Genomic DNA, 19,609 nt, shown 5'->3' with positions numbered 1-19,609 from the left:
GTTTTTGTCTCGATTGTTGGTACGTGGAAACGTATGGCTTATCAATCACAGTTCCTTTCCTCCTTTCCTAGTCAAATAAAGGAAGAAGGGAACACCGATGATGGCGATTAAAGCTCCAATCGGTGTTTCTTGTGGGGGATTAACCATTCTGGCTGCTAAGTCTGCAAGCACCACTAGTACTCCGCCCAAAACTGCTGAGCCTGGGATGATCCAGCGGTAATCATGTCCTACAATAAAACGGGTGATATGGGGAATAATTAGCCCCACAAATCCAACTGCCCCAACAACAGATACCGCTGCACCTGCCAAAATTAGAATAATAATTGTTCCAAAAAGTTTAATTTTTCCTGTTTGTTGACCAAGTCCCACTGCAACTTCATCGCCTAGACTAAGAAGTGTAATTGATTTTGATAAAACGATGGCCCCAAGAATTGCAAGTAAGACCCACGGCGCCATAATTTGAAGGTTTTCCCATTTAGTTCCTGAAACTCCACCTGCATTCCAAAAGGCTAAATCTTGTGCGATACGATGATAGATGGCAATCCCTTCACTTAGTGCAACAAGAAGTGCCGTAACAGCCGCACCTGCTAACACAAGTCGCATAGGGGTCAAGCCCCCTTTAGCTATCGACCCTATACCAAAAACAATCCCCGCACCAAGAGCTGCTCCAAGAAAAGCAAAAAGAATGAGATACATATAAGGAAGTCCAGGAAAAAAGGCAAAACATATAGCTAGCATAAAAGCTGCTCCAGCATTCAAACCTAATAGTCCTGGATCTGCTAGAGGGTTCCGTGTCATTCCTTGCATAATTGATCCTGAAACAGCGAGGCTTGCACCTACAAGTGCTGCACCAAGAACACGTGGAAGACGGGTTTCTTGAATAATTTGATGTGGGACAAGTGCGGAATCATATTGGAAGACAGCTGACCATACTGTCTTCACATCGATTTCTGCTGCTCCAATAGAAACGGATATCCCAATTGCAATAATCAATCCGATCATTCCACCAATTAAGATGAGTGTTCCTATGACCGGACGAGAGGTTAATCCCCTTTTCTTAACTTCTAATGATTGTTCAACGGAAGCTGACATCTATTTCACCCTGATTTTTTGTTTTCTTTTTGTAATGTGTGTTCAGATAATTTATGCAATGTATAAGATAGATAAATAGGATTAGCACTGTGTGGACAGACAGACATGGTTGCTTCAATATCAAAAATGGCTTTCAAATTAGAACGGGTCATTACTTTTTCAGGCGTTCCTTCTTCTACAATAGCTCCATTTCTCATGGCGATCAGGTTATGAGAAAACCTTGAAGCGTGATTGAGATCGTGGAGCACCATAACAATGGTTCTTCCTTCTTCTTCGTTCAATTTCTGGAGTAAGAATAATATTTCCAGTTGATGTGCTAAATCTAAGTATGTTGTTGGTTCATCTAGGATAAGTATGTCTGTATCTTGAGCGAGTGCCATCGCAATCCATACACGTTGTCGTTGCCCGCCTGATAAAGCTTCTACAGATCTGTCCCTCATCTCACTTAAGCCTGTAACTTCAATGGCCCAATTTATATGTTTGAGGTCATCCATTTTCAATGACCCAAAACCTTGCTGGTGAGGAAATCTCCCGTATGAAATTAGCTCAAAGACTGTAAGACCAGGAGGAGTATCAGACGATTGGGGTAGAATAGCCATTTTCTTCGCGATTTCTTTTGTCGGTAGCAGTTGAATCGATCTACCGTCTAAATACACGGTTCCCTTCCGTGTTTTCAATATCCTCGCGATAGCTTTTAATAAAGTAGATTTTCCACATCCATTTGCTCCAACGATTGTTGTTATTTTCTTCTCAGGTATTTCTACACTTAAATCATCAATGATCATAAGATTTGAATAGCCTACCTTCACTTGTTCAACAGCAAGACTAGACATAAAAAATCACCCCCTGTTTATATTGATAATGAGAATCAATATCAATTATACAATAATTAATTGGAATTACAACCTGATTTTGTTAATTTTCAAATTAACAATTGGAAATCTATAACCTATTTTTGTTTAAAAAGTGCTAGTTTTCCTATGCTATATCACACTTAAGGTCGGGGTATTTTTATCTAATATAAGCTTGCTAGAAATCAATAAAAATAATAATCTGTGGAGGGAAATCCTAATAAACACCAGAAGAAAAAGTCTTCTCAAGTAAGAGCGTTTTGTTTGTAGTACCGTCTGTTAAAGGCACTCAAGTCCCTAAATCATGTCTTAAGATAATTTATATTTGGAATTTCAGAATAGAGAGAGTAGTAGAGAAAAAAAGGAGAAAAATTAACATTGGCCTTTTTATGAAATAGCTATCTGAAAGGTGTATATACTATGTTTTTTACCGATTTAAATTCAATTAGTATTGTTCTTAGTAGAACCTTTGGTATACTAAGAGAAAAGTACCAATAAAAGGTAGTTTTTAATGCCCAGTCGAAAAAAACCACCTGTAAAAACAAGTGGCTTGTCCAAATAGATAAAATTTTCCATGTAAAAAGAAAAAAGCTAGGGGGGATAAGCGTGGCAAGTGAAACAATTTTAATTGTCGATGACGACATAGATATGCGCACAATACTTGAGCTCTATATGAAAGAGCAGGGCTATCGTGTGTTATCTGCTGCAGACGGATTAGAAGCATTAACGGTTGTGGAAAAAGGATTACCTGATCTTATTTTGTTAGATGTTATGATGCCTAATTTAGACGGCTTTGAATTTTGCCAGGAACTAAGAAAAATAACAGATATACCAATAATTTTCTTAAGCTCTAAGCAGGATGACATGGATAAAATACTTGGGCTTGGCGTTGGTGGAGATGATTATATTGAAAAAACAACCAGCAGCTCGGTGATCATGGCAAAAGTGAAAGCGCATATACGCAGATACAGAAACCTCACCGATAAAAGCAAGCAACAGAATGCTACAGAAAAAAAGCCAAGGTTAATTGAATATCCTGGATTGGTGATTAATCTAGATAGCGCTGTTGTGAAGCTAAATGACGAAACGTTACGCTTACCTGCGAAAGAGTTCCAAATATTATGTTTGTTAGCACAAAATCCTGAGAGAATCTTTAACGTCGAGAAGCTGTTCGAATTAATCTGGGATGAGAATAGTTTAGGAGATTACCGTACGGTCATGGTCCATATCAGTAATTTGAGAAAAAAATTAGAAACAGATACAAATCAAGCTAACTATATTGAAACAGTTCGTGGTATAGGCTATAAATTTAATCGAACCAAAACAGAATCCTCTTATTCTAGTGATTATTAAATAACGTAGCTTTCCCTTTAACTATTGTTCTTTTTTTGATTTAAAAATTCCCTTACCTGCTCTGTGGTTAAGCCTTGTAACTTGGCAGTAGCCATTAAGACTAACCATTCCTTATCTACTGCCTGTTTAGGACTGTAATTTTGTTCTTTTGAATCTAGCATTTGTACTTCCCCCTTTACTCAACATATAAAGCATAACTTATTAAATTAAAATAACGTTTAAGTATAGTTTAAATTAACTTAAAATTTAGATAATTTAGGATGATGGAGAATGCAAAATTTTTCAAACTATCAACGAACCGATACGATTATCACTTCAAGCTCATGGATGTTGTATAAAGCAGTGTCTTCTTTTGATAAGGAAGCTGTGTTAATAAAGACGAGTAACAGCCAAGCCTTAGCTCAAGCTAAAGCTGAATTAATACATGAGTATTATACACTTTCCGAAGTAGATCTATATGGGGTACTTAAGCCTGTTGCTTTAGAAAAAAATAAAGAACAGCCTTATTTGATCATGGAGTATTTTCAAGGAGAGCAATTTACTAGTTGGTTAAGAAGAAATCAAAATTTCGACATTCACACATTTTTAAAAACAGCGGTAAAATTAACCTCTATTCTTTTTTCTGTACATCAAAAAAACATTATTCATAAATCGATTATGCCTGATCATATATTGTATGATCCCAACACAGACCAATTTAGATTAACAGGGTTTCACCAATCCACCACCCTTTCAAAAGAAATGCCACAAGCAGATATCACCCCATATCAGATAGAAGAAGTAGCTTATGTGTCACCGGAGCAAACAGGTAGAATGAATCGTCCAATTGATTATCGTACAGATTTATATTCATTAGGTGTGCTATTCTATCAAATCGCAACAGGTCACGTGCCATTTGCTATGGAGGATCCGGCAGAGGTGATCCATGCACATCTGGCTCAAACGGCCGTCCCTCCTCACAAGGTGAACCCGGCTGTTCCTGAAGTAATCTCCAACATTATTATGAAGCTGCTTGCCAAAATACCAGAACAACGGTATCAAAGTACAAATGGATTAAAAAAGGATTTAGAGAAGTGCTTTCACCATTTTCATGTAAACGCTGAGGTGGAGTCATTTGTACTAGGGGAATTTGATACAAATCCTGGGCTAGAAAAACCGAATAAACTTTATGGAAGAGATCAGGAGCTAGAGCAGCTTATTAGAAAATTCGATCATATCCAGTACGGTTCACCTGCGCTTGTTTTGATCCCAGGGCCATCTGGAATTGGTAAAACAGCGCTGGTTCGTAGCTTGTATCAACCATTATTAAAGAAAAAAGGCTATTTTATTACAGGAAAATTTGTTCAATTTCAAAAACACATCCCCTACGCACCCATTATTGAAGCATTCAGGTCATTAATCAGACAGGTGTTAACTGAAGACGCGGACCGGATAAAGGCTTGGCAGGATAAACTAAGCGCATCTCTTTCTGATAATGCGTGGGTAATCGGCAATTTTATACCTGAAATCGAGTGGTTGCTTGGGAAGCAGGAACAAGGGCCAGATATACCGCCACAGGGTGTTCATAATCGGTTTTTATTAGCAGTCAGAAAATTTGTGGATGTGTTTGCGACCGAGAATCATCCTCTGATCTTATTTATCGACGATTTACAATGGGCAGATAACGCGACGCTTGATGTGATGAACCACCTTTTAACAAACCCATACAAACGAAATTTACTCATCATAGGCGCATACCGTGATAATGAGGTGTCGATTGGGCATCCATTTGAGTTGTTTTTAAATCAATTAAAAAATCGAGAGGTACCAGTTTCTCAGATTCCAGTCTCCCCTTTAACAAAGAACTATATCGAACAATGGGTGAAGGAAATACTTGATTTAGAAGCGGAAACCTCTAAATCACTAGTAGAGTTAATCTACCGAATTACAAGAGGTAATCCATTTTTTATTATTCAACTATTGCAATTATTGAATCAGGAAAAAATAATTAGCTTTGATTTAAGTATCGCAACGTGGCAAGTGAATTTAACAGCCTTAAAGCAAATCCCTATGACGGATTCGATGATTGATTTTATTATCAAGCAAGTCAATAAACTTCCTGAGAAAACGATCAAGCGTTTACAGCTGGCAGCTTGTATCGGAAGCCAATTTAACCTTACCCTATTAGCAACAATTGCTGGGGAAGATTATGTAGAAACGTCCAATTCATTATGGCATGGGTTAGAAGAAGGGGTTATTCTGCCAATGGATGCCCGCTATAAATGGGTTTATCCGAATGAGAACGAAAGCCTTTTAAATGATAGTCCACCAAGCTATCGCTTTTTGCATGATAAAATTCAACAGGCACTCTATACCTCGATGACAGTTGGAGAAAGAGAAGAAAGTCATTTGAGGATTGCGGAGGAATTAATCCATCATTACACTGAAGAGGAAATAGAGGATCATATTTTTCAGGTCGTCAACCATTTTAATCTTTGCCAAGATAGATTAAATAAAGAGCAAAAAAGGGATTTGATCAAGTGGAACCGGATGGCGGGGGAGAAGGCAAAGCGAGCAGCAGCGTTTGAATCCGCATGGACTTTTTTCGCGAAGGCTTTCGGGCTACTTCCTGAAAATAAATGGCAGGTAGATTATAAAGAGACATTTAATGTTATGGCTGGGTACGGGGAAGCTTTGTATCTTAATCAACACTTTGAACAAGCGGAGAACATTTTTGAAGAAATATTAACACATGCTGAGACTAAACAAGAGAAGCTGTATATTTATAATTTGAAAATCACCGTGTACACTCATATTCATGAAGTGGAAAAAGCGACCATCTCAGGTCTTGCCGGACTACGATTATTTGGAATTGAAATAAATAATAAACCAAATAAATTGGTGGTTGCGAGAGAATACCTTTTAACAAAGCTTGCGCTAGGAAAAAAGAGTGGGGAAGATTTATTAAATATTCCGCCTGTCACAGATAAAGATCAGCAAATCATTATGCGAACATTCATTAATACAAATGCGCCAACCTATCATGTTGATCAAAACTTAGCGACGATAATAATGCTGCGCGCACTGCGCTTAACTTTAAAATATGGCGATTTAGATTTATCTGCTTTAGTCTATAATAATTACGCGCTCACACTAAGTGCTGGATTTGGAGACTACGAGGGAAGCAATCAATTTGGCAGGCTTGCAATAAAACATGCAGAAAGATCTGGAGATAAGGCATTACAGGCGCGTGTTTACTTTGTATTTGGTTCTTTTGTGAATCATTGGAAGAAGCATATTCGTTATAATTTAGAATATTTAGAGCGCTCCCAGCAGCTTTCTATTGAAAACGGAAACTTATATTTAGCGGGTGCATCGGGTGCATTTATCGGTTTGACGCTTCTTATAAAAGGCGACAATTTAGAGCAGGTGGAAGAGGGTATAAGAAGACAAGTAACCTTTGCGAAGAAGAATGAGTATGCGATTAGTGATGATTTTTTAACGGAGCTATTAGATTGGATTGCCATACTTTCTACGTCAGAAAAAACACCTACATGGGAATTTACTGAGTTTACCGATGATAAGTCAGCGACTATTATGCATAAGACGATTCGCCTGCAGATGGCATACTTCTTTAATAATCGCCCTGTTGCGCTATCACTGATGGAGGAATTGGAGCCACTTGTCGATAACACGATGGTATTAGTTGTTGCACCAGAGTACTTTTTCTATCATGCGTTATGGGTAACGAAGCTAATAAAAGATGGCGAGCTTTCTAAAAAAGAAGGCTTTAAGAAACTGAAAAAGGATCTTACGAAGCTTGAGAAATGGGCGAAACATTCTCCAAGTAATTATTTGCATAAATATTTACTGATTTTAGCTGAAAAGGAACAGCTTATTGGAAAGGATTCGGCAGCAACAGAACATTATCATCAGGCTATTGAAGCGGCTGAAAAAAATGAGTTTCTCCAAGATCTAGCACTTAGCAATCATTGTGCTGCGAACTTTTATTTAGACCGACAGCTTCCGAAAACAGCGAAATCTTATATGACCGAAGCCTATAACGGTTATCTGAATTGGGGTTCAGTGCGTCTGGCAGATCAAATTAAAGCGACGCATCCAGAGCTATTGCTAGAAACCAAGCAGAGTGTGGTAAATAATGGTGCTACAACAGAAAGCTTGGATACAAAAGCAATTTTTGAAGCGGCGCGTATTATTTCAAGTGAAGTGGTATTAAATAAATTAATTAGTCGCTTAATGGATATCGTTTTAACCTATGCAGGTGCTGAACATACTTCCTTTTTGTTGTATCATGATGAAAAACTTGAGGTGGTCTCCTATAATCACATCGATAGAAATGTAGAAATATACAAGGAGGCTAAGACCGTCGATAAGCATACACGCGTTTCATCAGCGATTGTACGTTATGTTATGAATAGCAGGGAGGCGGTTGTTTTAGATCATGCATCAGAAAACGGCGCTTTTACGGAAGATGTTTATATTCAAGAGACAGATGCTAAATCAGTGTTATGTCTACCGATTATCTATCAGGATAAGCTAGTCGCTTGTTTGTATATGGAAAATAATAAATCCACCCATGTATTCACACGGGAACGATTAAATATTTTAAGATTAATAGCTTCTCAAGCAGCGGTATCGATTGAAAATGCCTATTTGTATGCAGACTTGGAGGAAAAGGTAAGCAAACGGACCGATTTACTAAATGATGCGAATCAACGACTAACAACGGTTAACCAAGAATTGACCAATTCCAAAGAACGAATGAAGCATTTACTATCGAATGTTTCCCATGATTTACAGTCTCCAGTGGCAGTGGTTCAGGGCTACGTCGGTGCTATCCTTGATGGATTAGTAGAAGACCCTAGCAAACAGCAAGAATATTTAACTATCATTAATAATCGAATGGGTGGGTTGAACAAGCTGATCAAGGATTTGTTTGATTTATCTAAGCTAGAGTCAGGAAATATGAATTTTTCAATGGAAGCTATTCCAGTTAATCAGTTGTTTGAGCACTTTTGCTCGATGTTTGCACTTGAGATTAAGGAAGCGGGACTTGAATTCATACGAAAGTTTGATGAAGATCAAGCGGAAGAATTTCCGTTAGTGGAAGTAGATGTTACACGACTGGAACAGGTCATGACGAATTTAATTTCGAATGCCATTAAACATACCAAAAAAGGTGCGATTGAAATAGGCTTAACGATCTCTAAGTCACAGGGAGCAATTTTCTCGATTCGTGATGAGGGATCAGGAATCTCCCATGCAGATATTCCTTATGTATTTGATCGGTATTATACAAAAAGCGACCATCAAGGAAATGGACTTGGACTTGCTATTAGTAAAGAAATCGTCAACTTTCATATGGGTGATTTTTGGGTCGAAAGTAAAGAGAAACAAGGTACAATTTTTCAGTTTTCTATTCCCGTTTATTCTGTTGGTGTACCTGAAAGTGTTCGATAAAATTTATAGAGATGCGCTACTTAGATAGTTCACTAGAAAAATAGTGAACTATTTATTTTTAAAAATAAATGGAAGAAATATGTTAAAATAATGCTAGAAATTGTGAAAAGTTCTTTTAATAAAGCACGGAACAAAGATAATGTAACTATTTAAAATATGTATTGTCGATTCGCAACTATATACAAGGGAGGATATTATGAAAAAAGTTCTTTTAGCTATTTTCTTAATAGGAATGTTAGTAGGTTGTTCAGACGCAGCAGATCCAATTGCTGAAGAAGCCTGGGAAATTACTCCGACGTTTACAGTAGAAGGTGAAGAACGCGAAATCGTATTTAGAGGATTTAAAAATGAGGTGGCTTTTATGGACGGAATGGATTTCACCAAGGGTGAGGAATATAAAACAAGATGGTTTTTCTGGGGAGAGGAATTAGAGGAAGTTAATAAGGGAAGCTTTACACTGGTTGGAAATCATCAAGAAACAGGAGAAGAAGTAACGCTAGTTGAATCCACTGCTTGGGAGTTACTCAATCCTACATATAAAGAAACTGCAACAAAAACTATTTTAGGTGCGCAATCTTCTCAGCATACAGTCTTTTCTCTTCCGACTGCTGGATTATGGCGTTTAGATGCTTATATTGGAGATAAGCTTTATGGAAATATTGTGATTGAAGTAAAAGAAGGATAATGAAACTATAGCTGAATAAAAGAAGCATGAATGTTCATGATGTTTTAATAAACAATAACATTGTTGGAATTTCATATGAAAAGCACCACCAACTTTTAGAGGGGTTCTAAAATTGGCGGTGCTTCTTTAGCTTTTGTGACGTTATACAGTAGTGTTACGTTGTGCTTTTCTTCTTTTTATGAGTAAGAATCCTGCACCTATTACAAGCATAAATAAACCTGCTAATAAATAATTGAATGTACTTGTAGCTGTATCAGGTAAAATTTGTTCGTCAGATGCTACCGGTGCTTCACTACTTACTTCAGTTTCCTCTGTTTCCAATACGGTAAAGGTACTGAAGTGATTTGTTTGTCCTGTCACAACTCCGTCTTTGTATTCTCCACCGATTAGTTCCCAATTCTTCGTATCCGGATTCCAATAGAAGATTTTTGCGAGATCGGCATTTTTCATTTTACTTTCATCAATGTTAAAGGAAAGAGTAACATTTTCATCAAATTTGCTTATTTCTTGATCACCTTGCATAATTTTAAAGTCATAAACAGCACTTAATGCTTCTGCTATATCTTTCATCTTTTCAAATTCGATAACGACCGCTTCATCACCATTTGTAAAAATAGAGGCGGGAAGCTGTATGCTAACATCTTTTAAAAGAATGTTTATGGTAGCATTTTTCTCTTTCAGCTGTTTTACCTGCTCTTTCGTTAAAGAAATGTTTATAGAAGCATCCTGCTTGCTAACATCAATGAGTAATTCGCCGTCTACTTCCACTTTGTCAATCGTGCCGTCTTTGATTGATGCTTGATTTTCTTTGACGGAGACTTTAGCTTTGACTGCTTTTGATTTGTCAGAGTCTGAATTTTCGTCTTTAGGCTTTTCTTCCTTAGGTTCTTCTTCATCTGGGCTTTCTGTATCTGGCTCTTCTGGTTCAGCTTCTTCCTCCGCAGCCTGTAAAAGCGTCAGCTCTCCAAACACGGAAGTATCCTGGTATCCAGCCCCAGTAGTATCATTCCATGTGGCAGCACTCTGGCGGGACCCATCTTTTGCGTCATTAATTTGGACGTCAAATCCAACCTTTGTATTGCTTTCTGGACTAATGGTCTTAAATGGAATCTTCATCTCAACCGTATAGCCATTCGCCGACTTATATGTTGCAGACTCAAATCCTTCTGAAATACTTGCAGGGTTGAAGGAGGTTTCATTATCAAAATTAACTCTGTACTGTCCATCTTCATCTTCATAGAAGGAAGTTTTCGCATTATTCTCATCCACAAACACTTCAACGGAATCTTGCTCCCAAGCATTCTCATTTGTTTTATCAAGGTCGGAATCACTCACCTGGATTAATACATATAAATTTTCATTGTCCCATAGCGTTTTCGCTGTTCCGTTTGCACCCTGCCAAGCTGTTTGGTAACGATTAATCGGAAGTTCAGTGGCGTCACTCCAGATGCCATCGATAGATCCATCAATTTCAGGGGTTCCAAATACAGCTGATCCTTGATTTGCCTCATTTTCAGTCGGTTCATGCTCTGCAATAAAGGCATCTGGGTCGATGACAGCGTAATAGGCAGGTTTTGCTTGTAGATCGTTATCAAATAATAATGGGCTTTGTTCTGCTCTCCAGCTTGTCGCGTCATTTAATCCCCATAAAGTTACACGAGAGATATGCTCTGCGTGCTCTTTGTAGAGATTAAACAATTGAGCGTATAAGTATCCTTGTGCATTCGCTTGTTGTTCAGTAAGCTCATTATCACTACCTGCGGTTATATCTAATTCTGTCACACCAACTTCGACACCAAGAGAAATAAATTTCTCCATTGATCGTCTTACATTTTCTGGACTTGTATTTAAGTTGTAGTGTGCTTGCATTCCTATTCCTTCAATAAGAAGTGCACCATCATTTTCTGCTCCATAATTTTGATTGATTTCTTTTACCATTTGATAAATGGCTTCTGCTTTGTTTTGGTTATCATCATTGTAATCATTATAGTAAAGCTTAATATCCCAGCCATTTTCGTTAATTACCTCTTTAGCTGCCAGAAAGGCTTGTTCAATATAATCTTCACCAATTGCTTTATACCATCCAGACTGACGTAAAGATGCTTTCCAGTCTGAAGGGTTTGATGGGTTGTCATTCATCGCTTCGTTTACTACATCCCAAGAAATCACACGTGGACCGAAATGCTCTACCGTAGTTTTGACATGAGTTTTCAAGTTTTGCAGTGCTTCCTCACGGCTTAAAGGATCCCCGTTTTCGTCAGAATGTAGCCATTCGTCTGACTGCTGGTGCCAAATAAGTACATGGCCATGAATGTCTAAGCCTTCTGCAGCCGCTTTATTTACTAGCTCATCTTCAGCGGTGAAATCAAATTCTCTGTCGTCGTTATAAGCATAACCTGGCTTCATCGCATTTTCCGCTGTCACTAAGTTATGATGCATATTTAGAAGCTCAAGCCTTGTTCCTTCTAGTTCAGCATTAGAAATAGCATTTCCAATTAGAAAGTAGTCTTTGTATACGTCTTTAATTGGAGCTAACTCCTTCTCAATTTCTACGTCACCAGTACCAGTAGGCTCAAACGAGATATCATCAATATAGAATGAAGCGGTACTGTTATTGGAGCTTTCTACGTAAATGCTTAAATTTCCGTCTCCTAAACTACTATAGCGGTAGGTTCCTTCAAGCTGAACCCAACCGTCTTCGGTACTAATTGTTTTTCCTTGAATATTATTGTAACTAGCACTGTCCCCTTGGCCAACCTGTGTGGATAATTGCAGCTGTGAAGTCTCAGGTGCAATTAATTTAACCCAAGCAGAAATGGTGTATTCTTGTCCTTCCTCTACATAGGCTGCAACGTCCATCATGGGACCGTGCCAAGTATCTGTTCTATCTTCTACTTTTAGTGCATAAGAACCGTCATCGGTATGATTTGCTTCGTCCGTGACAGTAAGGGTTTCCGTTCCAGCCCTGCCTTCGAATGCTCCTTGTGATTGATCTTCAAAGGTAATCGTAGAAAGGGATTCAGCAGGAGGTGTAGGTTCTGCGTCTTCCTCGGACTCATCTGGGTCAACAGGATCTACCGGCTCTTCTTCGTTGTCCTCAGGAGTTGCCGCTTCGGTGATTAGGATGTCGCCGATATAAAATGGAACTGTTGTGGCAGCATCGTTGGATTGAATACGAAGGGCTCGGTCCGCACTCGTATCCACCGTATATTCACCTGTTAAAGTGAAGCTTTCTCCAGCTGTTAAATCTGCAGCCACATATAAACCATTATAGCTATCTACATTTTGAAGTAATGCTTGGGAGCCATCTGGGGTAGTTGTTGAATCATCGATATAACCGTTGATCGTAATCGTATAGGTTTTACCATTTTCCATACTGGCATCAGAAAAATTAATATCAATTCCATCATAATTATTTGTTCTATTACTTACGTGTACCGCTTCTCCATCATCGTTTCCTTCAAAAATGAGATCAGACACATGATCAAGCTGTGCATTTCCAGCTTGAGTAGCTATCCCTAATCCACCATCAAATGTTTCGTGAAAAACGATATTTGATTCGGGAGTTTCCTCCACGGTTTCTTCAGGCTCTGACTCTGGTGCGGGTCCGCCAACCCAGGTAGCAATTTCTTCTAGTGTTGTATCCATCATGATATAATGTCTTCCCATCGCATAATCACTACCATTTGGATACCCTACTTTAAAGGCGTACTTGATACCATTTTCTTCATTCGCTAATTCTGCATCAGCGTTGTATGTCCCATAAGGGTAAGCCATTAATAGAGGATCTTTATTCGTATGTGATTTTAAAAATTCATTTGCTGCTGCAATTTCTTCGTCAGCTTGTGCCTTTGTAAGCGAATCATTCCACACATTATCTTCATCGTGCGTTTTTGAATGATTCTCTAAACTAACATTCGGTTCATTTAGTAAGCTTTTAAACTGCTCTAAAGACATACTATAATCGTCGCCGATCCAATCACTGACAACAAAAAGTACAGATTTCATGTTGTATTGGTTTAATATTGGAAGTATATGATCTATGAAGTCAGGTGTTGCATCATCAAAGGTTAACAGAATTGGATTCTCAGGAGCTGCTTCTGTTCCTTCCATGATATTGACATATTCTTCAGCTGATAATGTGTTATAGCCATTGTCATGGAGATACTGCATTGTTTTTTCGAACTTCTCAATAGAAGTATCTGTCCATTCGTTCGTAGGATTTTCGAGCACTCTGTGATACAGAAGAACAGGAATATCCGCTTCCGTTTCCGCTTCTGCAATTGATGTTACCGGTCTTGCTGGGATCACCAAAATTGCTACTAGAAGTAAAGAAAGTACTTTTTTTAAATTGCTCATTCTTTTCATTCCTCCATACGTATTTTAATATAAAGCGCTTACAATCCTCCTTTCCATAAAACAGTTTAGCGTGTCTTATAAAAACACTTAACCCTTCAAACTAAAGGCTTTACTTTATAAATTAAAGGTATTTTAATTCTTTAATTTAAAATAAGAGGGTAGTTTAATGAGAAAATACTGCGAAAAAAGGTGTTAGAGCAAAGCACTCTATCTTTCCTAAAAAGTGTATTCGTTCAGAGAAATGCGAAACGTATAAGTGGGAAAAATGCCTAAAGTTTACTTCGCCTTTAAATTCCTCGTAACTGTTAATTAACTTTCAACTATACTATAATAGTAGGTACATATTTTAATTTAAAAAGTATAGTGCTAAACTATGAAAAGGTAATCATTCATCCAGATTAGATAGACGGCAAGATATTTCCTTGAGCATTTAGAAAGCAAGTGGAGATATCTACATCTTTTCTGCAAATCTAGGGGATAAGGAAGGTCAATATGAGCAACGATCAAAATAAAACTGATGTTATATTAATAGGTGCGGGAATTATGAGTGCGACGTTGGGGTCAATGTTGAGAGAATTAGAGCCAGACTGGAATATCAAGGTTTTTGAAAGGTTAGAAGGTGCTGGAAAAGAGAGCTCTAATGAGTGGAATAATGCAGGCACAGGGCATTCCTCTTTATGTGAGCTTAATTATACGAATGAAAAAGCTGATGGAACGATGGATATTACGAAGGCGATTAAAGTGAACGAGGAATACCAGATATCGAAGCAATTCTGGGCTTACCTTGTTAATAGAAATTTACTTACAAATCCACGTGACTTTATCATGCCGCTTCCGCATATGAGCTTTGTATGGGGTGACGATAATGTAGCGTTTTTGAAAAAGCGCTTTGATGCATTACTTGCGCATCCACTTTTTATTGGGATGGAATATTCAGATGATCCGAAGCAATTAGAAGAGTGGATTCCACTTATGATGAAGGATCGAGAAAATAAACAATCGCTTGCTGCTACTAAAATTGACACAGGTACAGATGTGAATTTTGGTGCGCTTACGCGTAAATTATTTGATCATTTAGAAGCTGAGCAAGTAGATGTGCACTATAAACATAATGTAGATAATCTATCACGTACAAATGATGGTTGGGACGTGAAGGTTCGTAATCTAGCTACAGGAAAAGCCGAGCATCATGAGGCCAAATTTGTATTTATCGGCAGTGGAGGCGGAAGTCTACATTTACTTCAGAAATCTGGCATTCCTGAAGGTAAAGGTGTGGGTGGCTTCCCTGTAAGTGGGCTATTTATGGTTTGTGAGAACCCAGAGATCGTAGAGCAGCATCATGCAAAGGTATACGGAAAAGCTCCTGTTGGCGCACCACCAATGTCTGTGCCACATTTAGACACCAGACTAATCGATAAAAAGGAATCATTATTCTTCGGTCCATTTGCCGGATTTTCCCCAAAATTTTTGAAAACGGGTAAAATGACTGATTTATTAACTTCTGTAAAAATGGATAACCTTTTAACAATGTTATCTGCCGGTGCGAAGAATATGTCCTTAACAAAATATTTGATTAACCAAGTAATGCTATCCAAAGAGCAACGCATGGAAGCTTTAAGGGAATTTGTTCCGAACGCAAAAAGTGATGATTGGAAATTAGTTGTCGCTGGTCAACGGGTTCAAGTAATCCGAGACACAGATGAAGGTAAAGGCACGCTTAAGTTTGGAACAGAGGTAGTTAGTTCTGATGATGGATCGATTGCAGCTTTACTAGGAGCGTCACCTGGAGCTTCTACAGCAGTTTCTGTCATGCTTGAGGTACTAGCGAAATGTTACCCAGATCATATTCAAAAATGGGAGCCGAAGTTAAAGGAAATGATTCCTTCTTATGGTGTCCCGTTATCGGAAAACCCTGAATTAATTAATGAAATTCACCGGACTACGGCAGAATCGCTGAACTTAGATCCGGCTGAATAATTATTATTAAACAATGTAGATACACGATGTAACCATTATAAAAACCCTATTCCCCTTTGATATTAGCAACTCATGCTAATTTTAAAAAGGAAATAGGGTTTTCTTATTGATCGTTTGTTTTATTTGCAAAGGCTTCTGGAATCATCGTAAAGCCATCAACAACTGTTTCTTCTTCTACTTCAATCATCAAGTATCTTCTGCCATCAAATTGAATTTGCTTTACATGTCTTAAATCTTCCGGACTTACGGCGATATTGGCAACCTTTGTATTGATTTTAATTGATTTTGTTTTATACTTCGGGACAATGTTTCTCGCTTTTAATTCATATTTATCATTATCAATCACATTTTGAAATGCAGTTTGAATCTTTTCTGTACTAACTTCTTCCACACCACTTACTTTTAATACTTGTTCTACATCTTTATAGTCAAGTTTTTGTGAATCTTCTTCTTCATTATCTTCCACTACTCGGTTAATTTCCTCATATACATTCGCAAGAGTAGAGGTGTTTAATTGGTGGCCAACTGCATCTCTTACAATTTCCTCAAAAATGATTTTATCTTCTTTTGCAGTCATCGTTTCCTCTGCATTTAATACTTCTTCTATAAACGCGGTATCTGTTTCATTGGCTTTTCCTGCTGAATATAAAATGTGATTTACATCCGCTGAATTGTCCGTAAAACAAGGGAATAAAAATCCTCCAATTGGTGCATTAAGGTTGATGACAGGATCAACAACTACATTGTATTTAAATTGCTTTTCAACATAATCAAAATGTAATTCTTTTTTGGGGTCCTGCGTTTTATTCATACTGCAAAGAATAAAGGAATGGGAATAAACCGAGTCCCGATCACTTTCTTCCGTTTCCTCGTTACTTCTTTTCATCGGTTTTAAATACTCACCTCTGATAAAGGTAACAACGATATCCATTTCATACACTTTATCTTGTAGCATTTTTTCCACCATTAAAAGCATCTGTTCTTTCCAGCTATCAGAGTCACTGCTAAGTAACCCTTTATGTAAAATAAGCTGGGTAGGGTTTTCCACTTCCGTTTGAAATTTTAATTCAAATAATTTTTCATCAAGGGTACCTGTTAGAACCTTTTTAAAGTTATTCATAAATAACTCCTGCTCATCTGGATCTAGCATGTCAAATACCTTACTTTCCTGATGATAAATTTCACTGGATTCCTTCATGATATATACATTAAAAATCTCTGTTATCTTTAATAAATCATTATCTAACTTAAACTGTTTTCTGATATTTGCTATGTCTTTTTTATTCATTTATCTCACTCCCACATTGTTAGATGATACCATAAATAGCGGGAATAAATCTGATGAAAAGGTTTATTTTTATGTATTTTTAATGGATTTCTCTAAGAATAACTTTATAAGAGTTCAATATTTTTATAAATACAACAGCCTATTAAAACTCCAAGGAAAGTCAAGATCATAATAAAACACTCTGAGCATTGAAATGAAAATAATTTTTGGAGGAAATTTAATTGTGTTATAATTTGTATTTAATCCCATATATAGAAAAATAAGGATGATCGGTCCACTTAGATCCTATTGCTTAATCAAATGATTGCCCCGATAACCGTTACTTTACCTATATATTTATATGGGGTTAGAGTTCCTACTAAATTTCTGTCTATTCCGTTTCCATACAGGAGGAGAAAAATGTGAATCAAACGATTGAATACTTTAAATATTTTAATAAAGAAAATCTCGCGAATAAAATGACGGGCTTTTATACACTTATCATTCCAATAGCATTTATGTTGTTCACTAATTATAGTTGGATTAATGAAACACCTGATTACTATATGAGTATTGTATCAGCTTTTTGGACGTTTATCATTTTGTTATCGATTTTTAGTGGATATGGAATTGCCTTATTAATTAATAGAGAGAATGGGTTTTTAAAGGTTTTTTCATTTATTTCTGGTTCTAAGACACCAATAATTATTGGGAAAATGTTTTCTCAAATCTTGTATTTATTTGTTGTTCTATTCGTATTTACGGTTACTATAGGTTTCCTATTTCAATTAAATGTTTTTTTGTTAACTATTAATGTAATATTATTGGCAGCCGTCATAAGCGTACCCTTGTCTTTTCTAGCTTTAGTGATACCTACTCTATCAGTTCGACAAGAAACAATAGCTCCGGCTTTTATGTTAGTTATTGTGCTTTTAGTAAATACAGTAACCTTCGATTTCCAATCGAGTGTTATCAATACTATTTTTACTATTATTAATCCAGCTGCTTTAACCTATGATTTATCACTATTAATAAGCGATGTGGTGTGGAACGCTAGCTTCGATATAAATCAAGGGATTGTCATATTGATTGGTATTGTAATTTATATAGGAATAGGGTTATTAATAATTAACCGTGTTGGTGTTACTTCGCTAACACAAAGATAATTGCCAGAAAGGGTGTTTTTGTGAAACTGCAGGAAGTTAATTATCAATATAAAAAAAGTCCAGAAAAGGCATTGGAAAATTTAAGTTTGACGTTTTCAAAAGGAAAACTAAATATTATTTTAGGGGAAAATGGTGCAGGGAAAACCACATTGTTCGATTTGATTTCTGGTGCTTTAAAGAGACCAAGTGGATTTTTCAATATGCTCCCACAGGAGGATATTTGCTATCAGCAACAAACCTTTAGTATTCCTATGACTCTTAAGGGAGATGACTACGTAAAACTCTTTTTAAATACAGAAAGGAAAAAAGAAACTACTGCTGTCGAAAAAATGAAAAATAATTTGAATGATAATGATTATGAAAAGCTGAATCGGTTACGGAAAATGAGAATGGGTGACATGTCAGTAGGAGAAAGAAGATGGTTATTAGTTCGTACTATTTGTTTGCTAGATAGAAAGTTACATATTTTTGATGAACCCACTGCAGGTTTGGATCCCAACGCTAGAGAAGAAGTAATGCGGACAATTAATTCAATGGTAGATAAGGATAGATATGTATTAATGTCTACTCACATTTTACATGAATTGGAAAATGTAGATTGCGATATTTTCTTTATTAATAAGGGTGAATTGATTTTTCAAGGGTCTTATCAAGAATTTGTAGCAGAAGATAAAGACCGTAATCCGAATAAAGCTTTCCAAAATTTACTGGTGAACAAAGGGGCTTCTAATCATGGATAAAAGCATAATTACTCCCACACTACTTTTTTGTCAGCATAACCTCCAAATAACTTATGGTAGGGACAGTCTCACATACATTCCAAAAGAAAAAAGGTATGCTAATTGACCATTACTTTCAATAGGAGTATCCCACCTATGCTCGGCTATTCTACATCATAAGAAGTTGATTTTTATATAGAAATGAAAACATAATTAAGAAGCTTTAATAGATTTAAAACTTATGATTAATACCATTTATACAGTTTAAGGAGGTTGTTTGCTCATTAATTCCATAAATATTTCAGTAATAATTATTGTTGGATTAGTTTTAGGTGCTCTAATTGATAAATTAATTAGAAAATGGATGAAGGTGGATGATAAAGATAATCCAGACTATTTAAATTCCTTTCACAAAAGGGGCAGTATATTTATACTGGCTTTATATTTAATTATTTGGCGTTTCTTTTTTGAAGATAATGAGCTAATTGTGACAATTATTTTTTTCTATATTTTTATAGGTTTTACCATTTATACAGAATGGAAACATTTAGAAGATCCAAAGGTGTATAAGGCATCTATCCTATCTGCATTAATTATAGGTGTATTGATATTAGTAATTTATTGTGTAGTTAGTTGGTTCATTTAAATAGTCCTCAAAACTCATAATGACATCGCTCCTA

The 19,609-nt window shown here is 36.8% G+C and carries 12 protein-coding genes; 7 read left to right on the top strand and 5 right to left on the bottom strand.

Annotated elements, in window-relative coordinates; genetic code table 11:
• Nucleotides 1–45 precede the first annotated feature (45 nt).
• Both DFR57_RS03350 and DFR57_RS03345 read right to left on the bottom strand, forming a co-directional pair.
• Nucleotides 46–1,092 (bottom strand): FecCD family ABC transporter permease, encoded by a 1,047-nt coding sequence (locus DFR57_RS03350; RefSeq protein ID WP_114351734.1) that lies wholly within the window; start codon nt 1,090–1,092, stop codon nt 46–48.
• Nucleotides 1,093–1,097: 5 nt separating this feature from the next.
• Nucleotides 1,098–1,925 carry an ABC transporter ATP-binding protein gene (locus tag DFR57_RS03345; RefSeq protein ID WP_114351733.1) on the bottom strand — a complete coding sequence of 276 codons (828 nt, stop codon included), beginning with the start codon at nt 1,923–1,925 and terminating at the stop codon, nt 1,098–1,100.
• A gap of 624 nt (nt 1,926–2,549) precedes the next feature.
• On the opposite strand from DFR57_RS03345, the gene DFR57_RS03340 reads away from it, so the two are divergent.
• Nucleotides 2,550–3,296 (top strand): response regulator transcription factor, encoded by a 747-nt coding sequence (locus tag DFR57_RS03340; protein WP_114351732.1) that lies wholly within the window; start codon nt 2,550–2,552, stop codon nt 3,294–3,296.
• 17 nt (nt 3,297–3,313) lie between these two features.
• Here the strand turns inward: DFR57_RS03340 and DFR57_RS03335 are convergent, their stop codons facing one another.
• Nucleotides 3,314–3,457: an anti-repressor SinI family protein gene (locus DFR57_RS03335; protein ID WP_114351731.1), complete on the bottom strand. Its 144-nt coding sequence runs from the start codon at nt 3,455–3,457 to the stop codon at nt 3,314–3,316.
• 109 nt (nt 3,458–3,566) lie between these two features.
• On the opposite strand from DFR57_RS03335, the gene DFR57_RS03330 reads away from it, so the two are divergent.
• Together DFR57_RS03330 and DFR57_RS03325 are read left to right on the top strand one after the other, a co-directional pair.
• Nucleotides 3,567–8,756 carry an ATP-binding sensor histidine kinase gene (locus DFR57_RS03330; RefSeq protein ID WP_114351730.1) on the top strand — a complete coding sequence of 1,730 codons (5,190 nt, stop codon included), beginning with the start codon at nt 3,567–3,569 and terminating at the stop codon, nt 8,754–8,756.
• A 196-nt stretch (nt 8,757–8,952) separates the two neighbouring features.
• Nucleotides 8,953–9,441, top strand: a complete 489-nt coding sequence (locus tag DFR57_RS03325) for a DUF4871 domain-containing protein (protein WP_114351729.1) — start codon at nt 8,953–8,955, stop codon at nt 9,439–9,441.
• 141 nt (nt 9,442–9,582) lie between these two features.
• Here DFR57_RS03325 and DFR57_RS03320 read toward each other — a convergent pair whose 3' ends face one another.
• Nucleotides 9,583–13,800 carry an endo-1,4-beta-xylanase gene (locus DFR57_RS03320; RefSeq protein WP_425450937.1) on the bottom strand — a complete coding sequence of 1,406 codons (4,218 nt, stop codon included), beginning with the start codon at nt 13,798–13,800 and terminating at the stop codon, nt 9,583–9,585.
• A 492-nt stretch (nt 13,801–14,292) separates the two neighbouring features.
• Here DFR57_RS03320 and DFR57_RS03315 point away from each other — a divergent pair, with 492 nt between their 5' ends.
• Nucleotides 14,293–15,777, top strand: coding sequence for a malate:quinone oxidoreductase (locus DFR57_RS03315; RefSeq protein WP_114351727.1), 1,485 nt, complete (start codon nt 14,293–14,295; stop codon nt 15,775–15,777).
• A 103-nt stretch (nt 15,778–15,880) separates the two neighbouring features.
• On the opposite strand, the gene DFR57_RS03310 is transcribed toward DFR57_RS03315, so the two are convergent.
• Entirely contained in the window at nt 15,881–17,065 is a 1,185-nt protein-coding gene (locus DFR57_RS03310; protein ID WP_114351726.1) for a DUF4317 domain-containing protein, read from the bottom strand.
• A 401-nt stretch (nt 17,066–17,466) separates the two neighbouring features.
• On the opposite strand from DFR57_RS03310, the gene DFR57_RS03305 reads away from it, so the two are divergent.
• The 3 genes from DFR57_RS03305 to DFR57_RS03295 all read left to right on the top strand — a co-directional run bounded on the left by DFR57_RS03305 (nt 17,467) and on the right by DFR57_RS03295 (nt 19,575).
• Nucleotides 17,467–18,210: a hypothetical protein gene (locus DFR57_RS03305; RefSeq protein ID WP_114351725.1), complete on the top strand. Its 744-nt coding sequence runs from the start codon at nt 17,467–17,469 to the stop codon at nt 18,208–18,210.
• A 20-nt stretch (nt 18,211–18,230) separates the two neighbouring features.
• Complete coding sequence (locus DFR57_RS03300) at nt 18,231–18,950, top strand: ATP-binding cassette domain-containing protein (RefSeq protein ID WP_170132893.1); 720 nt, start codon at nt 18,231–18,233, stop codon at nt 18,948–18,950.
• 256 nt (nt 18,951–19,206) lie between these two features.
• Complete coding sequence (locus tag DFR57_RS03295) at nt 19,207–19,575, top strand: DUF4181 domain-containing protein (RefSeq protein WP_114351723.1); 369 nt, start codon at nt 19,207–19,209, stop codon at nt 19,573–19,575.
• Nucleotides 19,576–19,609 lie beyond the last annotated feature (34 nt).

The organism is Saliterribacillus persicus, from assembly GCF_003337485.1.
GTDB lineage: Bacteria > Bacillota > Bacilli > Bacillales > Amphibacillaceae > Saliterribacillus > Saliterribacillus persicus.
Note: the sequence above shows the minus strand (reverse complement) of the source record. Positions and strands in the feature narration are given on the sequence as shown.